The sequence below is a fragment of the Rhizobium album genome, assembly GCF_003122325.1.
GTDB lineage: Bacteria > Pseudomonadota > Alphaproteobacteria > Rhizobiales > Rhizobiaceae > Metarhizobium > Metarhizobium album.
On sequence record NZ_QFBC01000012.1, the window covers coordinates 26,585 to 47,391 of the forward strand.

At 55.6% G+C, this 20,807-nt stretch carries 23 protein-coding genes and 6 pseudogenes; 15 read left to right on the plus strand and 14 right to left on the minus strand.

Annotation, left to right across the window (positions count from 1 at the left end):
• Positions 1–36: 36 nt before the first annotated feature.
• The 3 genes and pseudogenes from DEM27_RS34720 to ku (DEM27_RS22065) form a co-directional block, all read right to left on the minus strand.
• Positions 37–195: pseudogene (locus DEM27_RS34720) on the minus strand (hydrolase); the annotation flags it as partial.
• 367 nt (positions 196–562) lie between these two features.
• Positions 563–1,384: a non-homologous end joining protein Ku gene (gene ku / locus DEM27_RS22060; protein ID WP_109460420.1), complete on the minus strand. Its 822-nt coding sequence runs from the start codon at positions 1,382–1,384 to the stop codon at positions 563–565.
• A gap of 3 nt (positions 1,385–1,387) precedes the next feature.
• A complete protein-coding gene (gene ku / locus DEM27_RS22065; protein WP_109460421.1) occupies positions 1,388–2,275 on the minus strand; it encodes a non-homologous end joining protein Ku in 888 nt (295 codons plus the stop codon).
• Positions 2,276–2,399: 124 nt separating this feature from the next.
• Here ku (DEM27_RS22065) and DEM27_RS34725 point away from each other — a divergent pair.
• The 5 genes and pseudogenes from DEM27_RS34725 to DEM27_RS22090 all read left to right on the plus strand — a co-directional run bounded on the left by DEM27_RS34725 (position 2,400) and on the right by DEM27_RS22090 (position 5,309).
• Positions 2,400–2,709: pseudogene (locus DEM27_RS34725) on the plus strand (hypothetical protein).
• Between the two features lie 58 nt (positions 2,710–2,767).
• Positions 2,768–3,327, plus strand: a pseudogene (locus DEM27_RS22075) (DNA polymerase ligase N-terminal domain-containing protein); the annotation flags it as partial.
• A gap of 56 nt (positions 3,328–3,383) precedes the next feature.
• Positions 3,384–3,575 carry a hypothetical protein gene (locus DEM27_RS22080; protein WP_109460422.1) on the plus strand — a complete coding sequence of 64 codons (192 nt, stop codon included), beginning with the start codon at positions 3,384–3,386 and terminating at the stop codon, positions 3,573–3,575.
• Complete coding sequence (locus DEM27_RS22085) at positions 3,572–4,393, plus strand: SHOCT domain-containing protein (protein WP_109460423.1); 822 nt, start codon at positions 3,572–3,574, stop codon at positions 4,391–4,393. Before DEM27_RS22080 ends, DEM27_RS22085 begins: the two co-directional genes overlap by 4 nt.
• 55 nt (positions 4,394–4,448) lie before the next feature.
• The gene (locus DEM27_RS22090) at positions 4,449–5,309 is read left to right on the plus strand and encodes a transglutaminase-like domain-containing protein (RefSeq protein ID WP_109460558.1); all 861 of its coding nucleotides are present in this window, start codon (positions 4,449–4,451) and stop codon (positions 5,307–5,309) included.
• A 46-nt stretch (positions 5,310–5,355) separates the two neighbouring features.
• Here DEM27_RS22090 and DEM27_RS22095 read toward each other — a convergent pair.
• A pseudogene (locus DEM27_RS22095) lies at positions 5,356–6,176 on the minus strand (transglutaminase-like domain-containing protein).
• Here DEM27_RS22095 and DEM27_RS34730 point away from each other — a divergent pair.
• Together DEM27_RS34730 and DEM27_RS34735 are read left to right on the plus strand one after the other, a co-directional pair.
• Positions 6,103–6,729 (plus strand): SLC5/6 family protein, encoded by a 627-nt coding sequence (locus DEM27_RS34730; RefSeq protein WP_245446051.1) that lies wholly within the window; start codon positions 6,103–6,105, stop codon positions 6,727–6,729. The pseudogene DEM27_RS22095 and the gene DEM27_RS34730 sit on opposite strands and share 74 nt — an antisense overlap.
• The gene (locus tag DEM27_RS34735) at positions 6,678–7,307 is read left to right on the plus strand and encodes a sodium:solute symporter family transporter (protein ID WP_245446027.1); all 630 of its coding nucleotides are present in this window, start codon (positions 6,678–6,680) and stop codon (positions 7,305–7,307) included. Before DEM27_RS34730 ends, DEM27_RS34735 begins: the two co-directional genes overlap by 52 nt.
• Before the next feature lie 681 nt (positions 7,308–7,988).
• Here DEM27_RS34735 and DEM27_RS22105 read toward each other — a convergent pair.
• The 4 genes and pseudogenes from DEM27_RS22105 to DEM27_RS22115 all read right to left on the minus strand — a co-directional run bounded on the left by DEM27_RS22105 (position 7,989) and on the right by DEM27_RS22115 (position 9,592).
• The gene (locus DEM27_RS22105; protein ID WP_245446029.1) at positions 7,989–8,450 is read right to left on the minus strand and encodes a DUF421 domain-containing protein; all 462 of its coding nucleotides are present in this window, start codon (positions 8,448–8,450) and stop codon (positions 7,989–7,991) included.
• A 198-nt stretch (positions 8,451–8,648) separates the two neighbouring features.
• Positions 8,649–8,821: pseudogene (locus DEM27_RS35230) on the minus strand (KUP/HAK/KT family potassium transporter); the annotation flags it as partial.
• 288 nt (positions 8,822–9,109) lie between these two features.
• Positions 9,110–9,389: pseudogene (locus tag DEM27_RS22110) on the minus strand (hypothetical protein).
• The gene (locus DEM27_RS22115) at positions 9,389–9,592 is read right to left on the minus strand and encodes a hypothetical protein (RefSeq protein WP_165823529.1); all 204 of its coding nucleotides are present in this window, start codon (positions 9,590–9,592) and stop codon (positions 9,389–9,391) included. The pseudogene DEM27_RS22110 and the gene DEM27_RS22115 overlap by 1 nt, the downstream one beginning before the upstream one ends.
• Before the next feature lie 478 nt (positions 9,593–10,070).
• Here DEM27_RS22115 and DEM27_RS22120 point away from each other — a divergent pair, with 478 nt between their 5' ends.
• The 3 genes from DEM27_RS22120 to DEM27_RS22135 all read left to right on the plus strand — a co-directional run bounded on the left by DEM27_RS22120 (position 10,071) and on the right by DEM27_RS22135 (position 11,671).
• Positions 10,071–10,517, plus strand: a complete 447-nt coding sequence (locus DEM27_RS22120) for a hypothetical protein (protein WP_109460425.1) — start codon at positions 10,071–10,073, stop codon at positions 10,515–10,517.
• Between the two features lie 547 nt (positions 10,518–11,064).
• Complete coding sequence (locus DEM27_RS22130; protein ID WP_109460427.1) at positions 11,065–11,310, plus strand: hypothetical protein; 246 nt, start codon at positions 11,065–11,067, stop codon at positions 11,308–11,310.
• A 121-nt stretch (positions 11,311–11,431) separates the two neighbouring features.
• Positions 11,432–11,671 (plus strand): DUF6894 family protein, encoded by a 240-nt coding sequence (locus tag DEM27_RS22135; protein WP_109460428.1) that lies wholly within the window; start codon positions 11,432–11,434, stop codon positions 11,669–11,671.
• Between the two features lie 313 nt (positions 11,672–11,984).
• Here DEM27_RS22135 and DEM27_RS22140 read toward each other — a convergent pair whose 3' ends face one another.
• Positions 11,985–12,206, minus strand: coding sequence for a hypothetical protein (locus DEM27_RS22140; RefSeq protein ID WP_128755547.1), 222 nt, complete (start codon positions 12,204–12,206; stop codon positions 11,985–11,987).
• 676 nt (positions 12,207–12,882) lie between these two features.
• Entirely contained in the window at positions 12,883–13,650 is a 768-nt protein-coding gene (locus tag DEM27_RS22145; protein ID WP_474176025.1) for a bestrophin-like domain, read from the minus strand.
• Between the two features lie 266 nt (positions 13,651–13,916).
• On the opposite strand from DEM27_RS22145, the gene DEM27_RS22150 reads away from it, so the two are divergent.
• The 3 genes from DEM27_RS22150 (at position 13,917) to DEM27_RS22160 (ending at position 15,103) form a co-directional block, all read left to right on the plus strand.
• Positions 13,917–14,336 (plus strand): DUF4174 domain-containing protein, encoded by a 420-nt coding sequence (locus tag DEM27_RS22150; protein WP_109460431.1) that lies wholly within the window; start codon positions 13,917–13,919, stop codon positions 14,334–14,336.
• 128 nt (positions 14,337–14,464) lie between these two features.
• Positions 14,465–14,818, plus strand: a complete 354-nt coding sequence (locus DEM27_RS22155) for an ethanolamine utilization protein (RefSeq protein ID WP_109460432.1) — start codon at positions 14,465–14,467, stop codon at positions 14,816–14,818.
• Positions 14,819–14,842: 24 nt separating this feature from the next.
• Entirely contained in the window at positions 14,843–15,103 is a 261-nt protein-coding gene (locus DEM27_RS22160; protein ID WP_109460433.1) for a hypothetical protein, read from the plus strand.
• A gap of 850 nt (positions 15,104–15,953) precedes the next feature.
• Here the strand turns inward: DEM27_RS22160 and DEM27_RS22170 are convergent.
• A complete protein-coding gene (locus DEM27_RS22170) occupies positions 15,954–17,660 on the minus strand; it encodes a hypothetical protein (RefSeq protein WP_128755548.1) in 1,707 nt (568 codons plus the stop codon).
• 584 nt (positions 17,661–18,244) lie between these two features.
• Between DEM27_RS22170 and DEM27_RS22175 the strand changes: the two genes are divergently transcribed.
• Both DEM27_RS22175 and DEM27_RS33650 read left to right on the plus strand, forming a co-directional pair.
• Entirely contained in the window at positions 18,245–18,556 is a 312-nt protein-coding gene (locus DEM27_RS22175; protein ID WP_109460435.1) for an excalibur calcium-binding domain-containing protein, read from the plus strand.
• A 175-nt stretch (positions 18,557–18,731) separates the two neighbouring features.
• Entirely contained in the window at positions 18,732–18,938 is a 207-nt protein-coding gene (locus DEM27_RS33650) for a hypothetical protein (RefSeq protein ID WP_128755549.1), read from the plus strand.
• 179 nt (positions 18,939–19,117) lie between these two features.
• Here the strand turns inward: DEM27_RS33650 and DEM27_RS22180 are convergent, their stop codons facing one another.
• The 3 genes from DEM27_RS22180 to DEM27_RS22190 all read right to left on the minus strand — a co-directional run bounded on the left by DEM27_RS22180 (position 19,118) and on the right by DEM27_RS22190 (position 20,793).
• The gene (locus DEM27_RS22180) at positions 19,118–19,615 is read right to left on the minus strand and encodes a thermonuclease family protein (protein ID WP_109460436.1); all 498 of its coding nucleotides are present in this window, start codon (positions 19,613–19,615) and stop codon (positions 19,118–19,120) included.
• Between the two features lie 109 nt (positions 19,616–19,724).
• Positions 19,725–20,483, minus strand: coding sequence for an SOS response-associated peptidase (locus DEM27_RS22185; RefSeq protein WP_109460437.1), 759 nt, complete (start codon positions 20,481–20,483; stop codon positions 19,725–19,727).
• Positions 20,476–20,793, minus strand: a complete 318-nt coding sequence (locus tag DEM27_RS22190; protein ID WP_109460438.1) for a hypothetical protein — start codon at positions 20,791–20,793, stop codon at positions 20,476–20,478. Before DEM27_RS22190 ends, DEM27_RS22185 begins: the two co-directional genes overlap by 8 nt.
• Positions 20,794–20,807 lie beyond the last annotated feature (14 nt).

Genomic DNA, 20,807 nt, shown 5'->3' on the forward strand with positions numbered 1-20,807 from the left:
CTCCCTGTTGACCGATCATGGTAGATCCTCCGGGAATTAGCTGTCGTTAGGGCGGGCTCTCGTTTTCTTCCTGCAATCGAGAATTTCCGACAAACTTGCTGGCTTCAGTCCTTCCGCATCGACACCCACATCGAACTGGCGCGGAGCGGGCTTCAATCGGCCATGCGAATGGCCGTGTAGATTGATCGAAGCCGGCATTCCGTCATATTCCCGGAACGCCGGAGCCGGTTTCCATCGATGAAATCCAATCCGTCCTTGGAGAGCTCGACCGGCGCTATGGCTTCTGATGATCGTTGGTCAAGCCGCCTGTTTCGTTGCTTGTAACCATGTTAATGGTGTCAGCGCGAGCCCCGGACGCTAGGCAGACCAGATCAGCTGCCACACATCCGCTGAGACTGGTTGTGGGAACGCTATCTCACTAGCCTTGATGGAGTAACAGCGCTCGACGGCGTATTACGTGCACCCGACGGCAGACGTTCTCGGACCGCCAAGGCACACGAAATAAACGGACGTGCGCAGTAGTCTCGCGCCTAGGCGTCGGTGATCGAATGGCAACATGAGATCATCCGGCCTTGCGGGATTTCAGCTCCTTCGTAACCGACTTCTTCAACGCGTCCATAATATTCACGACGTTGCTCTTTTCCTCGTCGTCATCCTTTGCGGATTTCGAACCCTTGGCCTTTGTCGGCTTCTTCGCTTTTTTCTTATCCGCTATCAGCTTCAGCAAGCTTTTCTGGATCGGGTCGGACACCATCTCCGGCGACCAATCTTTCAGTCGCTTTTTGATGACCGTCTGAAGTGCGGAAACGCCTTTAGCGTCCGACTTTTTCTCTATTCCTGAGAAATATTCGCTCTCCGGCCGCACTTCATCCCCGAAGCGTAGCGTCCAGACGACGATGCCTTCGCCGCGCGCCTCCAGCATTACCGCCCGTTCACGGCGACCAAGGACGACGCGAGAGACGCCGACAACATCCTCCGCCTCCATCGCTTGCCGGATAACAGCGAACGCCTCGTCGCCAATCTTGTCGTTTGCAGTAAGGTAGAAGGGAGAATCGAAATAGACCCATTCGATACTTCCGCGCGGCACGAATGTCTCAATATCGATGGTGTGGACGGTTTCCAATTCGACGGACTCAAGGTCCTCATCCGTCAGTAGCACGTAATCGGTTTCGCCTCGCTCAAAGCCCTTTGCCTCTTGTTCGTCCTTCACCGGCTTGCCGGTGACGCTGTCGACGTACTGTGAGACAACGCGGTTGCCGGTATCTTTGTTGAGCGTGTGGAAGCGGACTTTCTCGGATTCGGATGTGGCAGGCGTCATCGCGACGGGGCACGTGACGAGCGACAGTTTGAGATAGCCTCTCCAATATGGGCGTCGGGGTGCCATCGATCAGCTCGCTTTCTTCTGCGCCGGTTTCGCCCGACTTTTGGTAGACTTGGAAGCAGTCCCTTTCTTTCCCGCATTGGCGTTGGCAGCTTTCGGCTTTTTCTCCGACGACTTTTTCAACCCTGCGCTCTCGCGCAGTGCCTTGAGCAGGTCGTTGGGCTTGGAGACCTTAATGGGCTTCGGTTTGGGAAGGCTTTTGCCTTCCGCCTTCGCCTTCACCAGCGCCGCAAGGGCATCCTCATACCGGTCGTCGAATTTCGTCGGGTCGAACTCGCCCTTCTTCGTGCCGATGATGTGCTTGGCCAGATCGAGCATTTCATCCTCGACCTTGATTTTCGCAACATCGCTGAATGCCTCCTTCGACGACCGGACTTCGTAGTCAAAGTTGAGGGTGGTCGCGATGATGCCCTTCCCGTGCGCTCTGATCAGCACAGTTCTCATCCGGCGGAAGAGCACGGTGCGAGCAACCGCTGTGGCGCTCGTCTTGCTCAGGGCATCGCGCATGCTAGTGAAGGCGTCAAGGTCCGCATCTTCCACCGGCGCAACGTAATACGGTTTGTCGAAATAGACATCGTCGATCTCGCCGCAGGGGATGAAGGCTTCGGCTTCGAGCATTTTATCTGAGTCAGGCACAACCGCTGCGAGTTCTTCCGGATCGATCATGATGTAGTCGCCGTTGCCCGTCTCAAAACCCTTCACCTGTTGGTCGCGCTCCACGACCTCCTCGGTTTCACTGTCGATGAACTCGCGTTTCAGGCGGTTGCCGGTACTTTCGTTGATCATATGGAAGCTGATCCGCTCGGACGTCGAGGTTGCCGTGTAAAGGCCAACGGCACAACTGAGTTCACCGATCTTCAGGTGACCTTTCCACTGAGCCCGATGTGCTGTCATTTCGTCCCTCCCTAGTTCACACGCAGGAAACTGACACGCCACCTACTTAGTTCCGGTGCTGACGAAACCACTAGGACGCTTGCGGCGTTTGTGCATGTGAAGGAAGAACAAAGGAGGGGTTCAAATGGCAGATGATAGCACCACTACAATTCGGGCTACATTCGAAACGAGGGCAGCGGCTGACCTTGCGGTCGAGCACCTCGTTCAGCACCACGGAGTTTCCAGGCCCGACATCTTCATCCAGTTTGCGAGCGATCGCAATACCGCCGGCTCCAGGCCGTCCGGGGCGACGCCTCGCACGAAGACGGCGCTCGCCGTGATGGAGCACTTGAAGGTGAGATCGAGGTATCCGCAGATAAATAGCTACCAGCCAGATCGCCGCCGTCCAGCGCAGCCTGGGAGACGCTAGGGCAATCCGGTTGTCAGGACGCTGATCAGGTACCGAGCTGGCACGAAGCCGGCCCGCTTTCTTGTAGAAGGATCACCGAACTAATGGCCGACAATCTCTCCAAATATCGTGCCAAGCGCGATTTCAAAAAGACGGCTGAACCCAGCGGCGAAACGAAGGTCAAGGCTTCCAATCGCCGGCGGTTCGTGATCGAGAAGCATGACGCAACGCGGCTGCATTACGATCTCCTCCTGGAGCTCGACGGGGTGTTCAAGTCCTGGGCGGTGACCAAGGGCCGTCTCTCGATCCCGGCGACAAGCGTCTCGCGGTCGAAGTCGAGGACCATCCACTCGATTACGGCGATTTCGAAGGTACCGTACCCAAGGGCGAATATGGCGGCGGCACGGTGATGCTGTGGGATCGCGGCTACTGGGAGCCGGAAGGAAAAAAGACGCCGGAAGAAGCGCTCACAAAGGGCGATTTCAAGTTCACGCTGGAAGGCGAACGGCTGCATGGCAGCTTTGTGCTTGTCCGCATGCGCCATGACCGCGATGGTGGCAAGCGAACCAACTGGCTGCTGATCAAGCACCATGACGACTTCTCGGTCGAGGAAAATGGCGCGGCGGTAGTCAGGCACAGGATTGAAGATGGAGTGGCGAGCGGCGACGTAATCAGGGCGCTCGGCAGTAAAACCTTAGTGGATCATGAAGGAGATGACCTATGCCGGACGAACAAGCGATCGTAGAAATTGTCGCCACAGAAGGCGAAGGCAAGGTGCCGATGGGTATTGTCAGCGTGAAGCAGGCCCTCGACATGCCGGTCGCCGACGGTATCGAGTATTCCCATCCGGATCATGAAGCCGGTGCAACGGACGACTTTGTCACTCAGGAAGAGCTGGCGAAACTGCCATGACCGACACGGAAGATAAAAACATCCGGGAGCAGCTTCGCGACATCGTCGAGCGGCATCATGTGAGTTACTTGGCGGCCGAGCACTTGCTGTCGGCACTTGTTGCCGGAGGCGGCACCCAGGCGCCGTTCAATCACCCCGAACTTGGTGGCCTGGGACAGTGGTCCTCAGGTGGGATGCTGATGATCGGTGACATGTTCAATCATGGGCTGAAGGCAAAGGTCGCCGACTTGTGCACCGATCTCGCAAGCCTCGCCAGCCGATCCGGCAGAGCCCGACCATCGACCGGTCAGCACCAATCGCAGTCAGAGGGCAGTGGCCCCCACCATTTCGGTGTCCAGCCGACGATGGCGCGAGACTGGTGGCCGGACGGCCTCGGCTCTCCCTCAGCAACCGGGTCGCAAAACGACATGCGATATGCTTTCTTCCCGTCCAGCCGACGCTGGGCGCTTTCCATCGGTGGGAAGATCACCGTCTCCGACACGAAAGATTATCTCATCTCGGGCTTTTCACAGCAGCAGTCCGCGGATCAGAGCGTGACGTTCAATTCGCAGCATGGACGCATCGACCTCTCGAGACTGGAGAAAGTCGCGCCCTCCGGTGAGGAACGTCATCGAGACCACTCAACAGCTTCGGTCGATGGCGAGCGACGCTCCGACATCGGCATCTCTGACAAGCCGGCGGAAAAAGACACCAGCTCCCACACCCGCGAGAACGAGGTCTTCGACAAGATCGAACGACTGGCCACGCTCCATGCCAAAGGCATACTCACCGATCAGGAGTTCGAGACGAAGAAGGGCGAACTTCTCGCCCGGCTCTAGCCGCAAATGGCGCGATAACAGATGTCCAACGGGCACTTAAGGGGAAGATGAAATGGTGCGCTACAGACTGGGCTGCGAACTCTCCTACGAAGTAAAGAGCCCAACAACCTTCATCTTCAATCTTGAGGTTGCGAGGCTTGAACGTCACCTCGATCTCGAGGAGAGGCTCGTCGTATCTCCCGATCTGCCGAAGCGAACCTACAGTGTTCCTGACGTCCATAACCGCTACTTCGCGGTGAACGCCGAAGCCGGGCCGCTTGAGATCCGATACGAGGCTGAGGTAACGCTCAAGGTCTTCCGCACCGACCCGGCGGCGATATCGGAGACGCCGCTCACGGACCTGCCGCTCGACATCATGCCCTTCCTGCTGCCGTCGCGTTACGTATCGTCCGACCGCCTCGCGGCGTTCGCCAATCGAGAGTTCGGCGATTTGCCGAAAGGTCATCGTCGCGTCACCTCTATCTGCAATTGGATCTACGACAACATCGACTATCAGCGCGGATTCTCCGACGAGCAGACGACGGCTGACGAAAGTCTCCTGAAGCGGGCGGGTGTCTGCCGCGACTTTGCTCACATCGGCATCGCTTTCTGCCGTGCCCTCGATATCCCGGCACGGTTTGTCAGCTGTTATGCCTACGGGCTGCAGCCATCTGATTTCCATGCGGTCTTCGAAGCCTATCTGGATGGCCGGTGGTGGCTGTTCGATGCAACCCGGCAGGCCAACCTCGACGGACTTGTCAGGATCGGCGTCGGCCGCGATGCGGCTGAGATCGCTTTCGCTTCGCCGTTTGGAGAAATGGAGGCCGGTCCCGTCAAGATTACCATCGAACATGCTGACGGATCACCAGAAGCGCCTGGCCGAACGACCGACGCTATTTCGACGGAAGAGCCTGCGCCGAATGCCGGCGCGGCGTGACGGCGTGTAAGCCTCAACGCTTTGAGCATCGAGGTGTGAGCAGTTCCTACATCGGATCGGCAGCCGGCATTTCTTCGGCTACCACCTCGAAGCGCGTCAGCTTTGCCGGGCCGAATGCGGTTGTGAGGGCCACGTCGGTAGCGTCCCGCCCTGTTGCCATCAGGATGCGGCCGATGCGTGGCTCATTGTGCCGGGCATCGACGGTATGCCAGTGCCCTCCGAGATAAACTTCGAACCAGGCACTGAAGCCCATCGGGTTCGGATCCTTCGGAACACCGATGTCGCCGAGATAGCCGGTGCAATAGCGGGCCGGAATGTTCATGCAGCGGCAGAGCGTGATGGCGAGATGTGCGAAATCACGGCAGACGCCGACGCGATCATTGTAACCACCGAACGCAGTTCTGGAGGGATCCGCTTTCTTATAGTCGAAGGTGATATGGTTGTGGGTGAAATCAAGGATCGCCTTCACCCTCGGCCATCCGAGAGGCGTGGCGGAAAACTGCTTCCAGGCGCAATCGGCCAGATGATCGGTATCGCAGTAGCGGCTGCCGAGCAGATAGACCAGCACCTCGTCGGGTAGATCCTTGATGTCGTGTTGCATGGCGTCCCCGGGGACCGGATCGGGCAGGCCGCCGTCAAAGATCTCGAATTCGGTCGAAATCGTCGTCATACCCGCCGGCGCGACGATGCGGCTGCAGGCATTGCCGAAGCCGTCGATGTAACCCATCCTTCGATCGGCCGATCGAAGCAGATGACCTGCTCCGTCAAAAGATCCGCGCGGCGAGACGGGTGAATGTTGAGGACCATCAGCATCGGGGTAGGCTTTTGGCACTCATATCCAAGGTGGAAACCCGCGCGTATTTTCATTGGCAACCCTTTGAGAGTGCCGCTGCTGCAAAAACTCGATCAGGTCGTGACCGATCTCGGCTTTACGGCTTACACCGGCCAGGGCTTCATGCTGAATATGACCTTGTTCACCTTGTCCCTGATGATTGGTACCGCAGGCCCGCCGCATGTCATCATTCGCTTCTTCACTGTTCCAAAAGTGGCTGATGCACGATGGTCGGCAGGCTGGGCTTTGATATTCATCGCTCTCCCATACCTTACAGCACCTGCTGTCGGCGCCATGGCTCGCCTTAATATCATTGACACGATTTTTCCGCAGGGTCCCCATTCACAGGCCGTTCTTTACGAGGAGAGGCCGGACTGGATGCGCAATTGGGAAGTCACTGGATTGCTGAAGTTACAGGACAAGAATGGAGATGGGCGGATCCAATATTACAACGACAAGTCCCAGGCGTTTTCTGCAGAGGCGTCGCAAAACGCGGCTGGACCGGTGACGAGCTCGAAATCAATAATGATATTCTGGTGCTTGCCAACCCGGAGATCGCCAAACTTCCGGGTTGGGTCATCGCTCTGATCGCGGCCGGCGGGCTTGCAGCGGCATTGTCAAAGGCTGCAGGTCTCCTCTTGGCGATCTCGTCTGCTATCAGCCACGATCTCATCAAGGATTGGCTCAAACCGGCCAATTCCGAGAAGTCCGAGCTTTTGGCGGCGCGCATTTCAATGGCGGGCGCAATTCTTGTCGCAACGCTGCTCGGTCTCAACCCGCCGGGGTTCGCAGCTCAAACCGTGGCTCTCGCGTTCGGCTTGGCGGCCGCGACGATATTCCCAGCTCTGATGATGGGGATCTTTTCGAAGCGGATCAACTCGATTGGCGCGACACTTGGAATGCTTGTCGGTCTGGTGGTCACTTCCATCTACCTGTTCACCTACCTCGGTTGGTTCTTCATCCCTGGTACGAATATGCTGGAAAATGTCGCATCGAATTATCTTTTCAGCATTCCGCCAACCGCTTTCGGCCCGATCGGCGCATTGCTCAACTTCGGTACAGCATATGCCGTCTCCGCGATGACCGCGTCGCCGCCTCAGCATGTCCAGGATCTGGTCGAATCGATCAGGGTCCCCCGCGGGGCGGGAGCTGCAACCGGACATTGATCACGGCGGGTGCGGGCGGAAATCTTTGCCCGCACCTCGTCCTGAAGACCAGTATCCCCGAACCACCCGAGTCGATTAAAGAGAAGCGCGTGGAAATATGGCCTTTGAGTTGATTGCCGCGATCGTGGCAAGCTTGGCCGCAGCCGGCATGATGATGGCGCTGCGAAAAATAGCCGGCAAACGTCTGCCGAGATGGATTGTGCCTGTCACAGCAGGCCTGGCATTATTTGGCTACGCTTCGGATGTTACCCTCGCATCGCGTTGGACGCCGAATGCGCGATTAGTGAGTGCCTTCGACTGTATTAGTGGGCGCCGTGCGGAGGTAGCGCGCGGAAAGGCATCTGTGACCGAAGCGGGAGAACTTCTCGATCTTGATTGGACTTCGCTCCCGCATGACGACGTTGCGATTCGTGCTCTATGTCGCACTCCATGACTTTCTCGTCAGGGATCACGAAACAGGCGCGGCGTAGAAAGCCGAGATAACGTCATAATAACGTATCAAAACGAGTGATATATCAACCAATTCGTCAACGCTCTAACGCGCGGACGGAGGGAGATACATTTTCAGGCTTGAGAGATCCGGACCACTCTCGACAGCGTTGCATTCTGTCCCGGTCTGGAACACCTCGGTTTCAGGCCTTGCATACTCGCCCATGTTCTAAAACTATTTTCGAATTACGCTCAGTGTACCATCGCTTTCCAGCACCACGGCTGAGACCGCTTCACCTTGTCCGTCCCGCTCGCGCGGACGGCCGACTTTACCTCGTCTTTCGTGATGCGCTGGCGCTTCATCGCTTCACAGCAGTATGATCCGTTTCGAACAAGAAGCGTCGGCTCCGAGCGAAACATTTTGGCGGCGGTTTTTGAGCGAACGGAGGCGTATGTGACAAGGTACTGAAGTAGGATGAGCACTGCCAATGCGGTAGCGCCCTCCGCAAGGGCAATAGATTCCTGAAGAAGAATAGCTGAAAGCGTTGAGCCCAGCGCTACGGTAACGACGAGATCGAATGCATTCAGCTTGGCCAGCGTCCTTTTGCCCGCGATACGGAGAAAAATGACCAGTGTAATGTACGCCAAAGCCCCGATGATCGCCGTTCTCAGCACGCCTTGCCAGTTCTGAAAGAACAAGTGAGACCATTCCATCAATCATCTCCCCGGTCGACGGCATCAATCTTTTACTGCGTGGGCGGCGCCCCGCCACTCTCGCGGTAAGATGGAAGATTAGGAGCGTCTTTCAAGCGGATGGGCTTTGGGATCGGCGATGAGTGTCTTCTGCCGATACGATCGGAGAGGTGAGCAATTGACAGTACGACTGGAGTCACGCGGTCTATCACGGCGGCTTCAGATCGTGTTTTGAATTCCCAGTTCTACCACGCGACCGGTCGGGAGTTTAAAGTATTCGGTCGCGTTTCTGGCATTGTCAGCCAAGGCGATAAACACGCGGTGCTGCCAGAACGGCATCCCGCCTTTGCGGAGGGAATCAGTGCCCGCTTCGAGAGGAAAAACGATGTGGACGGTCGGCTGGAATACGATCTGGAAGAGGACGATGCGGAACTATACCTTCTGATCCGGATCTTGGGACGAGCATGAGACAGCGTGTTCGCATCTGGTTCGCGTTCCAGCTGCTTCGCATTGCCGGGTGGCTGATCGAGTTGAGCGAGCGGCGAGCCCGATAGGGTCGCCGCGGTTAATATGGCGGAAGGGGCTCGGGTTCATCCTTGCCGAAATAGACGGTGCCTTTGGAGCGGGGCGTTCTTTTTGCAGGCAACTACATTGAGACCAATTTCTCCGCTAGCGTGGGTTCACACACTAATGGAGTGTTTCACGCGAACATGTCGGCTACCGCGATGGCGACCTTCATTCATTATCCTTCGGATCGTAGTTCACCGACCATTCTTTTTCCGTTCCTTTCTGGCCCGGCGGTATCTTGGTGGCAGTGGCATCATCCGAGCCGGTGATAACAGTAGGCTTTGCGCTTGCGACGCCGTCATGGGTTTTGCCCTTGAGCGGTTTTGCAAACTGCCCTTTCGTATCACCGTGGATTTGCTGCTTGGTGTTTTCGGTGTCTGAGCGAGCGACCATTACCCGTCACCTTTTGTCTTGAGGCCGTCGGAAAGATTTCGTTTCCGCGGATCTTTCAGATTTTCGCCTGCTGCATCGCGGTCACGATCCGGATCATCTTTTGCGGGAAGGTAGCCGCGTGGCGTGTTTTCCTGCGGACCTTCCCAGCGTGGTGACTGATCCGTCGTGCCGGGTGCTCCGTCTCTCGGGCTGGTGATACTCATCGGTTTTCTCCTTCTTGGATTGATCCGCACCCAACAAGGATAAAGGCCTATGGTTCCAGCCGCCCGTCTGCCCTCCTTCCAAGCCCTGAACAACGGCAGCCATTTTCAGCAGATTAAATTAGTTGAATGACATGTGGGGTGGGAGGGGCAGGATACCTAAAACGGAGGTATCGCGTGACTGAACCAATCAAGCGCCCAAGGGTATCAACGACGATAGAGGGTCGCAGAGAAGCCGCTGAAGTTACCACGGTAGTAGCCCTGGAAAGCATAGATATCGAGAAAAAGGCTCGCGAGGAAAAGACCGCTCGCCTCCGTGCCCTGCGTGAACAGGCGCTTGCAGAGCCGAAACAGACTTAGTCTGCTATTCAGGCATAAGTCTCGTAGACTGCTGATCTTGCATCGGCGCTTGGCTCCGGAAGCGGAACTATCCGGCGCTCCTATCGTTTTGCGACGAAGTTCAACTTGAAGGGAGAGAGCGATGGCAAACAATGTCACGAATGAAGGGAGCACCTCCGGCGAAACGCTTGGCACGCGCTTCGGGCATTCGGTTGAGAGCCAGGCGCAACAGCAGGACTCAATGAAACTCGCAGCGCCGGGGGAGACTGGAGAAACGTTGAATGTATACCGTTTGGTGCCGGTCGCTGCATCAACCGACCCTCGTTGGGATAATTCCCCAGGCTCAGGTGAGCTTCTTGTCGCCGCTCGAACATCTGGCGATGCTCGAATAGTTGCCGCCGGCCGTGAACTCGATTTTATGGATATTGACGCCGCTCCGGCTGAGGATGTTACGACCGTCAATGCCAGTGCCTTTCGGGACGAAAAGCTTTACACAGTTATCGAGATTGAAAGAGACCGCACCGACTTACAGCGGGGTGTGATCGAAGGCGTTGTTCGCGTTGACAACATCACCCCCGCTACGATTTGAGCTCAAAAGCACAGAATTCATTTTCGGGCGGCCGCCAGCCCATTCCGGGCTACGGGAGGTTTATTCCGTGGAAGCAGACCGGTCGTTTACGCTTTGCAGTCGAACGTTTGGAGACCCGTCCGCAGACGACTGACCGGGAACTCACAATGATGCAGTAAGTCAGCCCTCTCGCAAAGGAGCCGGACGGCTGACTTACTTGAAAGGCATCGAGGCCACCCTATGTCTAAAATGCTGGCATGACGTAAGCGGCCAACTTGCCAGTGGAGAAAACTCCCGCCAAAAAGGGAGTGCTTCGATGCCCATATTCAACCTACTTTCCTATTCCGATACCGAAATCGACGTTATCCTCGATGCTGTTGCCCTTCACTGCACGCAACTAGGCTCGTCCACGAACAATGAAGCGAGAAGAATAGTGCTGTTGAGGGCGATCGAAATTTATTCCGTCTCTCCGCTAACGTCCTATGAGCTGGCTCAAAAACTTTGTCAGCTTGATAGGCGGAACTAATTCACAAACTTGATGTTTTCCCCTTCCAAAAGGGAATTACATATGGGCGATAGCGGCGAACTTCGGCGCATTAGTGCCGAATTGTTCGGCGTCTACAGCAGCGGGCGGCTTGCCAGGCAAGAGCTATCTGTGTGGATCTTATCGTTAGACGATTATCCGCCCGCGGCTATGCGTGTAATCCTTAATGCCCAGCAATGGTTCTCCCGCGACACCTCTCGTCGGAAACCTGAGGAAGTGATGCTTCACGACTTGGCCTTGTTGTTGCAGTTGTCGGAATTTGATGAGTAACTGACGAGGACAGCCGACTCGAAATCACATTTGCAGTTCTCGTTCCTGGCAGATTTCGAGCTTGCTCTTCGCGGAACGGAAACAAAGCAGGCGCGTTCCACGAACACAACGGAGCGCTCCCATGGCCATCTACTACTTCGACCTCAACGACAACGGCGTTACGATCGACGATGCAGACGGCCTAGAGTTTGAAAGCAATGAGAGGGCATTCAAGGAAGCGGTTATCGCTCTTTCTGAGATGTCGCGAGATTTAAAGCCAGAAGACGGCCGAAAAATTCTGAGGCTGTCCGTTTACGATGCGGAGCGCAAATGCATCGCAGAATCAGAAATCAAGTACGATCCGCGAGGAATTTATCCATAGCGCAGAGCGGCTGCGTTAGACATGGACATCGACCAGTCAAGCTACGCGCAGAGGGTAACGTCAGAAGATCATCGCCTCTCATTGGCGTCAATCCACGCGCCGAAAAATCTTCAAATTTCTTTTCAGAGGTCTAGCGACGCCAATCAAGAACTGCCGATTTGTACCGGCTATTCATCAAAGAAAAAGCCCGCGGAAGCGGGCAAATTTACTGGAGAAAGCGGCATACGATTTACATGTTCGGCCGCTGTCTGGACAATCTCCTACAAACGCTAATTTTCGATCACAACTGCTGGCACGGTCACTTGGTTCGGCGTCACCCGCGTTCGACAAGAGCTTCAAGCTGAATACCGGAAATAATCGAGTCGGCTGTGCACTCGCCGTGAACGAAAACTTCAATTGAGGACAGATCGGCGATATGATGTCGGCAGTAACCCAGGGCAAGTTCTAAGGTCTTAAACTTCCGGTTTCTCACGCCGTTTGACCAGCTATGGACCGTCACCTGCTGTCCTCGATACGCTTCTAACTCGTTTCGCATGGCATCCTCCTCCATCGGCCTATGCATTCGAAATCTCCTTCTCTTAACAAATATCAAGTGAGAAGACGGGTTGCTTTCGTTTTCGAAGTTAGCGGACCGTGCCCACAACCGGTTCAATTTGAACCAATGATACAGATGGAGGGTGTGTGGCTTTAACGAAGCCAGGTGTTGGGCCTTGGCCGTCTGTCTCTGGAACGACCGAAACTTGCGTTCGCCTCAGGCCGGGCGCTTTTTTTGCGAAGATGTTCTGTCCAGTTTAGACATCCTTGGTCAAGGCTTCAGGTCACCGACAGTCGGAGCTCGGCCGGCGATAAACCGGTCAAGAGCGTTGCGCAGTTCCTCGGCAGTCGCCTTGTTGATCGCCATATCGATCAAGCCGTCATCCGTATTCAGCACCAATATGCCGAGCAAAGGGACCGGAGCGAGTTGTGCTACGGAGGCCTCCCTCAGTCTATTAAAGTCTGTCGAGCTTTTTCTTGCCATTGAGCACCACACATAGAAACTGAAGTCGCCGTACAACTGTCTTGGCAGTTCGGCGTTCCCTGATAATACACACGATTTACAATTCGATCCGCCGATCAGCTATGCAAGAAGCTAAACGCTGCAACCGGCGCTTCGTCGGCGGTATTCTACTCGCACTTCAATGGCATATCGACGCAGCGGCTACGCGGGCCTATTATTGTGTGAACAGGCGGTTAGGCGTGGTGAGCACGGGAATGCCCAAATCACCTTTGAGTAAATGCTGGAAAGGTCTCGGTTCGAGTTTGCCTGGATTGGCATAGGGGTTGCCGAACGCAAAGATGAAAAAAAGGATTACGCCGGAGTATGCGCCAAAGAGACCGAGGAGGACTAAATGCGTCCGTGAGGGGCGGTAGACGTAAAAGGCCGAAGATACGATAATCAGGCCGATGATTGCTGGAGCCCAGAACAGACCAGAGAACCGGCTCGTTGTTGGAGCCTCGCGAAGCTGGCGGTATTTGGCTATGGCTGTCACCCGGTCCTTCAATCTCGTGCTGAGATAGCGCTGCCGATCTGTGGTGGGTGCAAGGTCGAGGACATGGTCATACACCCTCTCCCATTCCTGCCAAGCCCTGGGCGATAGTCCCTTCCCGTCGGCAAGGCCTTCCCATTCCTCGTTCACCACGACAGAGACGTATCTGGAGAGACCCTCCTGAACCGGCGTGACGATTGCGCCGCCGTATCGCCTGGCGTCGTTGAAAACGTCGGATATCGCGACTGTTTCCTCGATCAGGGTGGATCGAACACCTTTATAGTCGTCAAGTTCCTGGGCGTAAACGAGACCAAGGATGAGGCTGTGAAGGGTGGCGACGCGGACCGCGACATTGCCTGCGACCTCAAGCGTGCGGTCACCTTCGTTTCCCGGATGCAAGAGGCGGCGTGCAAGGAAATAGCTTGCCAGCACGATAGCTATTGTCGCCAGCACAAATGCCAGGCCGATTATGGATGAACTCGCGATGTCGATTGTGTTTTCTATGATATCAACCTCTTGGAATTCGTTCGATCACAAGCTTACAATGGCCCTTGATTCCAAGGTAGTCCGCGTAGTTCCACCTCGATGCGGAAAAACTCGCAGGTCCGCCCAACCAGGAAAGCTAAAACTAATATTCCGACGAGTCCCGGCAACTCGGCGGCTCTTGTTCGGAACATCGCTGTAGCATCCTAGTTTTGACGTTAAAAAGGAGCGATGCGATGTTGAAATCACTGGCGACTGAAATCTTGGGCACCTCCGTTGAGCCACAACTCGCGGCAGAAGCGCTAAGTCCTCTACGCGGCGTCAATCGTGTTTTCCTGATTTTTGCGGATGTCAGCAATGCTACAGCGGCGAGGCAGGAAAATTCGGTCCTCGCTGAACGCAACGGGCTAACGGAACGCGATATGATTGTCATTCGTGTAAAAGGCAGTGTCGCGCAGCCGTTGTTTGGATCGGCGCCGCCCCTTGATGCGGAGCACTTACGCCAGGCGTTTAACGTGTTGGATGGCGAGTTTCGTGCCGTTTTAATTGGAAAAGATGGCACAACAAAAATGGAGGTACGCGAGCCGATCAGCGCCGGCGAGTTATTCGTGCTGATAGATGCCATGCCAATCAGGCGGCAAGAGAGCAGGTCTTGAGTGCTTCGCCAGCCCGATTTAGCAAGGCGATGCGGTCAGCGGTTCGGAGTGATTGGATGGGCTATTTGCTCTGTTCGCTTGGCGACGCCCGGCGGTTCTACCTCCCATCACGAGAACGGGAGAAAATAATGAAAGTCAAGAAATTCAGCATCGCCGACGCGAACCTCGTTCGGTCGCCGGGACAGGACGCCGATATCTTTGTCGGAGATCTCATCGATGAAAACGACGGTGGACCAATCACCATCGGCTACGGTCGGTATGCACCCAATCAAAGTCTTACCGAAAAGATGGCGGTACATGACGTCATGGTGGTTCTTGAGGGAAGGCTGGCGGTGTCGACGGGCGCGGGAACTGTTACTGCCGGTCCCGGAGAGATTGTCTACATGCCGAAGGGGGAAGCAGTCACAATTACAACGGAAGGCGAAGGCGCGTTAACCGCTTTCGTCACCTATCCGCATTGGGCGGAAGTTCATCAAAACTGAATTCCGAGGCTAAGGTTTGTAGAAATGACAGAGTTGAAGGACATCCCCGGCCCGCGACAACATGGCGCCTATCCAGAACGTGCCGCTGATTGCCGGAGCGCTATAGAGCCGGCTTACATGGACCACACCAGCGCCGGGACAGAAGATGAGCAAAAGCTGGAAGCCGGAGAGCTATCCGATGTTATGATTGCGCTGAGCAACCGGGCGCGTCATGCAGGTTGGTCCGCAGAAGAGTCCGACGCTGCCATCGCAGCTATTGCCGCTCAGCGCGTTGCTGGCGGTTGATCGATCCAGACGGCGATCCAGCACACAGGGAAGCGCATTGATTTAATCGACGCCTTAGATCTTTCCAAATCGGCCGTCCTTTCATCTGGTATTACAGATGATTTACAGTTCGGATCGCCGACCAGCGACGCAATCCCGGTGGTCCATAGAAAACAGCCATTCACTCGCATTTGACGAATTCATTTAATCCGCCCTTACTCCCTAATGCGCGAACATAATTCTCGAATAATCGTCATGCGAGAGGATGAGGTATGGAAAGAGGGAAGCGGATTATGGTCGCGGTTGCGGCATCGATGTTTTTCGCGAACTCGGCGATGGCCGCATGCAATCCGAACTACAATGGGGCATGCGTGCCTGTAGCCAGCGATGTCGATTGTGCAGGCGGATCGGGTAACGGTCCCGAGTATGTCCAAGGCCCGGTTACTGTCGTTGGCAGTGACGTTTACGATCTGGACCGGGACGGAGATGGCATCGGCTGCGAATGATGTAAAATGTTCAGGAGCCCTGCACCCCCATTTTGGTGGGTGCAGACCGGCGCGGTCGAGAGCCTGGGAGGTTGCGACAACCGCGCAAATATCCGCTTCTCCTCTGGCATCTGAATTGCTGTAACAGCAACGCGGGAAGAGCTAGAGCAATGCCAGTGTCGTTTCTGGAAACGTGACCCCGCACCCCCTCAAGGTAGGGTCAGAGCGGCGCTGCCTAGGACTAGGGACGGCCTGACAATGGTGCAGATCATAAGCCGTTCGCATCCGATGACGTGTCGACAATACAGGGGCGCGATGTTGGCGCGAGATGTCTTTGCACTGATGGATCAAAGAGCCTTCAATAACAGCATCGAAGAGGCAAGACTTCACTGGAGACTCTCTGTCATACGTGCTGTAGAATTGTCGACGGTGATGACACCCGGCGTCCATTCGCAGGAAGCCGCATCGTAGGAATAATCAAACGTTGCCTGTAATTCGGCGTTCTTGCCGAAGCAGTCCAGTGAAGCCCGCGACGGGTCTGCTGCAGCGCAAATCATTCGCAGCGCGCCAATGCACTGAGCGTTTCCCATTCCAGTATTCGAGCACGAACTGGGTGTAAATCGAAAGCCCAACTGCGCTAGCGGCAAGCCGAACATCGACATTGAGCAATCGGATCCGTTAACATCGAAAGTGGCGCCGACGGCTGCCGCATCTACGACAAATTTGAATCTGTCCGGAGAACAAAATTCCGCCGCCGCAACGCGTGCCGACGGCTTGGCGACTTCTGCGAACAATGGTGGTAGCCCAGCGCGACGTGGGCTGCAAAGATCGACAGCGTCACCGTCCGACAGTGCAAGCAGCGGCGCCGCCTTGGCCTCGCTTATCATCCCGACCTTAGACAAAAGAGCTGCGGCGTCACTACATGTGATTGAACGGTGAGGCGCATTGTCGATCTGCCCTGCGATTGCGGCATTGAAGACCTTCTCGAGGGTATTGTCGCGTCTGGGAGCTTCCCCCTCGAAACAGGGGCGCAGGGCGTCGGTCCAGAAATAGCTTCTGTCTTCCTTGTGGCCGCTTTCGATTTCAGACCATAGCCTGATCAGAGCAATGTCCTGGCCATGTGTAGCTTGATCGAAACCAAAGGCAGCGTTGGTCAGCCTATCCCAAACCTTTCTGTAAGCTTGTTTGTGATCGACGGAGAAAATTGGGGTCATACACGCTGAGAATTCGTCAGTGTTACCAGTTTGGAGACCGACTTCACACAGTTTGTATTCGGGCTGAAAACCGGTGAAATCTACAAATACTGATGCAGCTTCGTCACATGATTTTGGGGAAAAAGCAGCCGCAATGCCATAGAGTTTCATATCGGTCGTAAACGCAGTCAGCGAGTCAATATCTGAGCTACAGCTAACGGCGGTGACGGATGTAACGCGGTTAACCAAGTCCTCCAGATATCGTGTCTGTGCGAGATGGAAGCTATCGTCTTTTGTGCTAATTTGGCGGACCGTTACCATGCAATCATTCAGGGTCTTGGCATCAACGATTGCGTTACAGCGTGCTTCGACAAGGCCTTTCCATTTTACCGGCAGGGTCTTGATAACAACGTCACTTGACGACGGTCGGGTGCCTTCTACCTCATCGAGTTCGAAACTTGTGCTGCAAATTGTATCAGGGATATAATATCCAACGATCAACCTCACCTTTCCTTCATAATCAACTTTTGAGGAAACTGTAAAATTCGGAACTTGGTAAGAAAAAGGGTTATGCAGATATTCGATGTTCGACACTGAGAAAGTAGCTGCCTCACCCCCTGCAAAAATACTCTCAAACGCCAGGTTAGCCCTAAATTCAGTCATTACACCAAAGTCTTTGCTGGTGGTCACCCGATCACGCAATTCGCCGAAGGAGAACATGGCGACCCAACCGCCTTCAGTGGGCTCGACGTGCATGTTCAATTGGCGTGCCATCTTCCTCGTGCATGTGTCCCTGCCGATCCACTCGCCTGATGGGTCGTCAACAACTGCGCCGAAGGTTCGACCTGCGACAAGAACCACCGCCAACATCGAAAACAAAAATGCAATGAGAGATTTCACCCGGCGACCTCGTGTAACTTCAGCGGAATGTCGCCAACGCTAACTCAGCCATACCAAAGCGTAAACCGCGAACGGCGATGTTGCGACGTTGGAAACCGTAAAATCAAAAGGCCAGCCACATGGGCCGGCCTTCATTACGTGGGCGCCAGTACATCCGTGGTCGCCAACGTGGGGTATCGAAAAGATAGCGCCCAATCGGCAAGTCTTCAACCCACTGAGGCAATAGGCATCGAACCACTTGACCGGCCGGTCAAGTCGCTCACGGCGATTCAGCCAACTCGTCAGCAGCCAGCGTAATTGCGCTTTCCGCCCGAAGTCATTGTGTATGTCCCTCCCCGTGGTCCAATGAAACATTGCCCGTTTGATGGCCTATAGAGCGACATACCATAGTCGCTCGGTGGTGATCTGAGATGGCTAGAAGTGCATCCGGCCAGTGCAATCAACGACAACAGCATTACCATCCGCATACGGCGAGTCCTTCTGGAGTTTCGAATTGAACAAAGCGGGCTGATTGATTTGGAGATGGATCGCATTTTATGGACTGATATCGGGATCGGTTAAACCTCATCGTCGAATATGCGACCATGAGCTACACCATACACAATTTCCCGAAACCGGGTCACCGACGCTATCGACGCCAAGCCTATGGCATCAAGACATGGCTGATGATCCTGGCGTTGGTGTTCGCCGGATCTGCTATGTTCTACGAGCGGATGTTCCCTGGGAGAGGTCTGGCGACCAGTTCACCTACATCATTCACGAGCCGCACGGGGAAGCTCACCGGCTGCCAGGCCGCTCGGGCGCTGGGCGTCGCCCCGATGCGCCGCGGTGACGCGAATTATCGGCCGGAACTCGATGCCGACGGCGATGGCGTGGCGTGCGAACCTTATCCTTGATGGGGGTAACCGCTCGAAATGCCTTCACCGGCAAGGTGAAAGAGGCCGCGGTTCAAACACTCTTCGCTGCCACATTCTCATAAGAATTTGCGAATACACCCTAAAATTGAATGGTTTCCCAAATATTTCTAATATGAGATTATTGCTTGCGGTCTTTTGCAAGTTGAGGGGTTACATGTCGTTCGTCGAAACCGCGAGTTATATTCGCGACCAGCTGCGTGTCATGGCTGTTATGGCCCATAAAGATGGCGCCGAACGTCTTGTTTATTTCTTGGAAATGGCATGCATGGAGGCGGATGACTTAGTAAAATTATCTGCGGCACGCGACAGAGATTGGTTGATATTGACCTCGCCCAATCCCCCTGAGTCAGCTGCAAGTTGACGATCAAAGAAACGCCTGGCGATGTGAAGCGATTGACGAACGGGCGTTCCTCTCGCTTGCTCGACACGAATGCGTGACAAAACAAGTCTCAAGTAAAGTGACATCGGCAAGTTTCCCCTCAAGTCGTTGAGACGATATCATCCGTCGAAGGCATGGCAAGCAATAGTTGTCTTGATCCGCTAACAGGCTGGCTTATTGCCGGTGCGCTCCGCCCGGGCCATGCAGGGCAACTGGAACTGGCCGCGCCAAATCCCAAGCTTCTTGGTCTGGGCTGACGACTGTTCTGATGCAAACCTATCGTGAGAATACCGTACCCAGTCCACGGCCCAGCCATTGGCAACAAGCCAGCCGTTGACGCTACTCCCATCGGCTCGCACGCAATCAGCTACGGCTCGCCGGTACCGGTCGTGATCTACAACGATGCATGATGTTGGCCTCGACGCAGCCAGGAACGCGTCTAGGGCCGCGGCTGCGTCCTTCCCGCATCGGTACTCGCCACCGGCACCGTCTTCGCAGCGCTGCCAGCTCTCCGGAGCATCGATGCCATTGAGGCGGATACGCTCGCCACGGATTTCGATCGTGTCAGCGTCGATGACAGACGCCCGACCCACGATTGTTTCTGCTGCACCCGCGGGCGCCGCGCACAACGCGAACAGGATGAACTGCCAAGCTTTCATAGAAACCCGAGAAGGTTCGCGATTTGGATGATGACGCCCGCCAAGGAAAACAGCACCAGCAGGCCGAGAAAGAGAAACGTCCATGCCGGCCGCCGGCTTCGGTTGCACATCACAGATCTAGCTGCAGCGTTTCCGATCGATCAGACGCCACCGGTTCCGGCGGGAGTAAGACCAGCTTTTCATCTACCAACGGGCGCTGCAGCGCCTTCGCTTCAGCCCAAGGCGCCGACATCCACATTTCCACCTCATCCGGCTCGGTCAGGAGGACCGGCATTGCCTTGGGGTGGATTGGGGCAACGATGCTGTTCGGTTCCGTTGTCAGGAAGGCGAAGAGGTCTGCCTTGATCAGCCCTTCCTTGACCTTTCGCACGCTTTCCCACTGCGGTATCCAGAGGCCCGCGAAAAACATCAACGGCTGCTCTTCGGATCTTGCGAACCACGCATTTGGTGTGCGGCCGCCCTCCGGCTTGTTGGCAGGATCTGGCTCTGCAAACCGCGTCACCGGCACCAGGCAGCGGTTCTCAACGCCAAGCCAGCGTTGCCAATGCTTGCTGCTGGTGTTGCGGATGTTCGTGGTCCCTCCGTCCGGTTCCATTTTCAGCAGCGCATCGAAATCGACGTCCTTGCCCTTTGCTCGCAGCTTATTGGCTCGCGTGGTCGCAGCATCGAATAGCGCCTTTGACGACGATGGCATGCCCCAACGCACCATAGCCAGTTCCCGCCGGCCGTCATTGTTGCGAACAATCGGCGCCACCCGATCCGGGTAGACGTCCAGTTCCGGCTCCAGGTTGCCGGTGATATCGAGCATGGCGCGGCTGAGCGCTCGGATTGCCTCCTGGTTGGTCGAGACGTTGTGGAGGTTACACATCGCTCTCTCCCGCCAGTAGGTCTTCGCGTTCGGCCTCCATTCTCGCGATTTCCACCGTGAGCAGGAGTTCATAGTTCTCCAGCACGCTTCCGAGATGAACCATAGCTCCCTCCGGGGCTTGGCTGCCGTCGTGCATCGTAACTGATATCGTTCCGCCAAAGCTGAGTTCTATATACTCGCGGACGGTTTTAAGCTCCTTTTCCGCGAATTCGATCCGTGAATTCACAGCCGCCAATGTGTTTGCCTCCTCGATTTCGCCGAAGGCGGGAGCCGCGGTACGGCCTAAGCTCTCATCATCGCTTTCTTGCACGGTGGCCCTCCCAG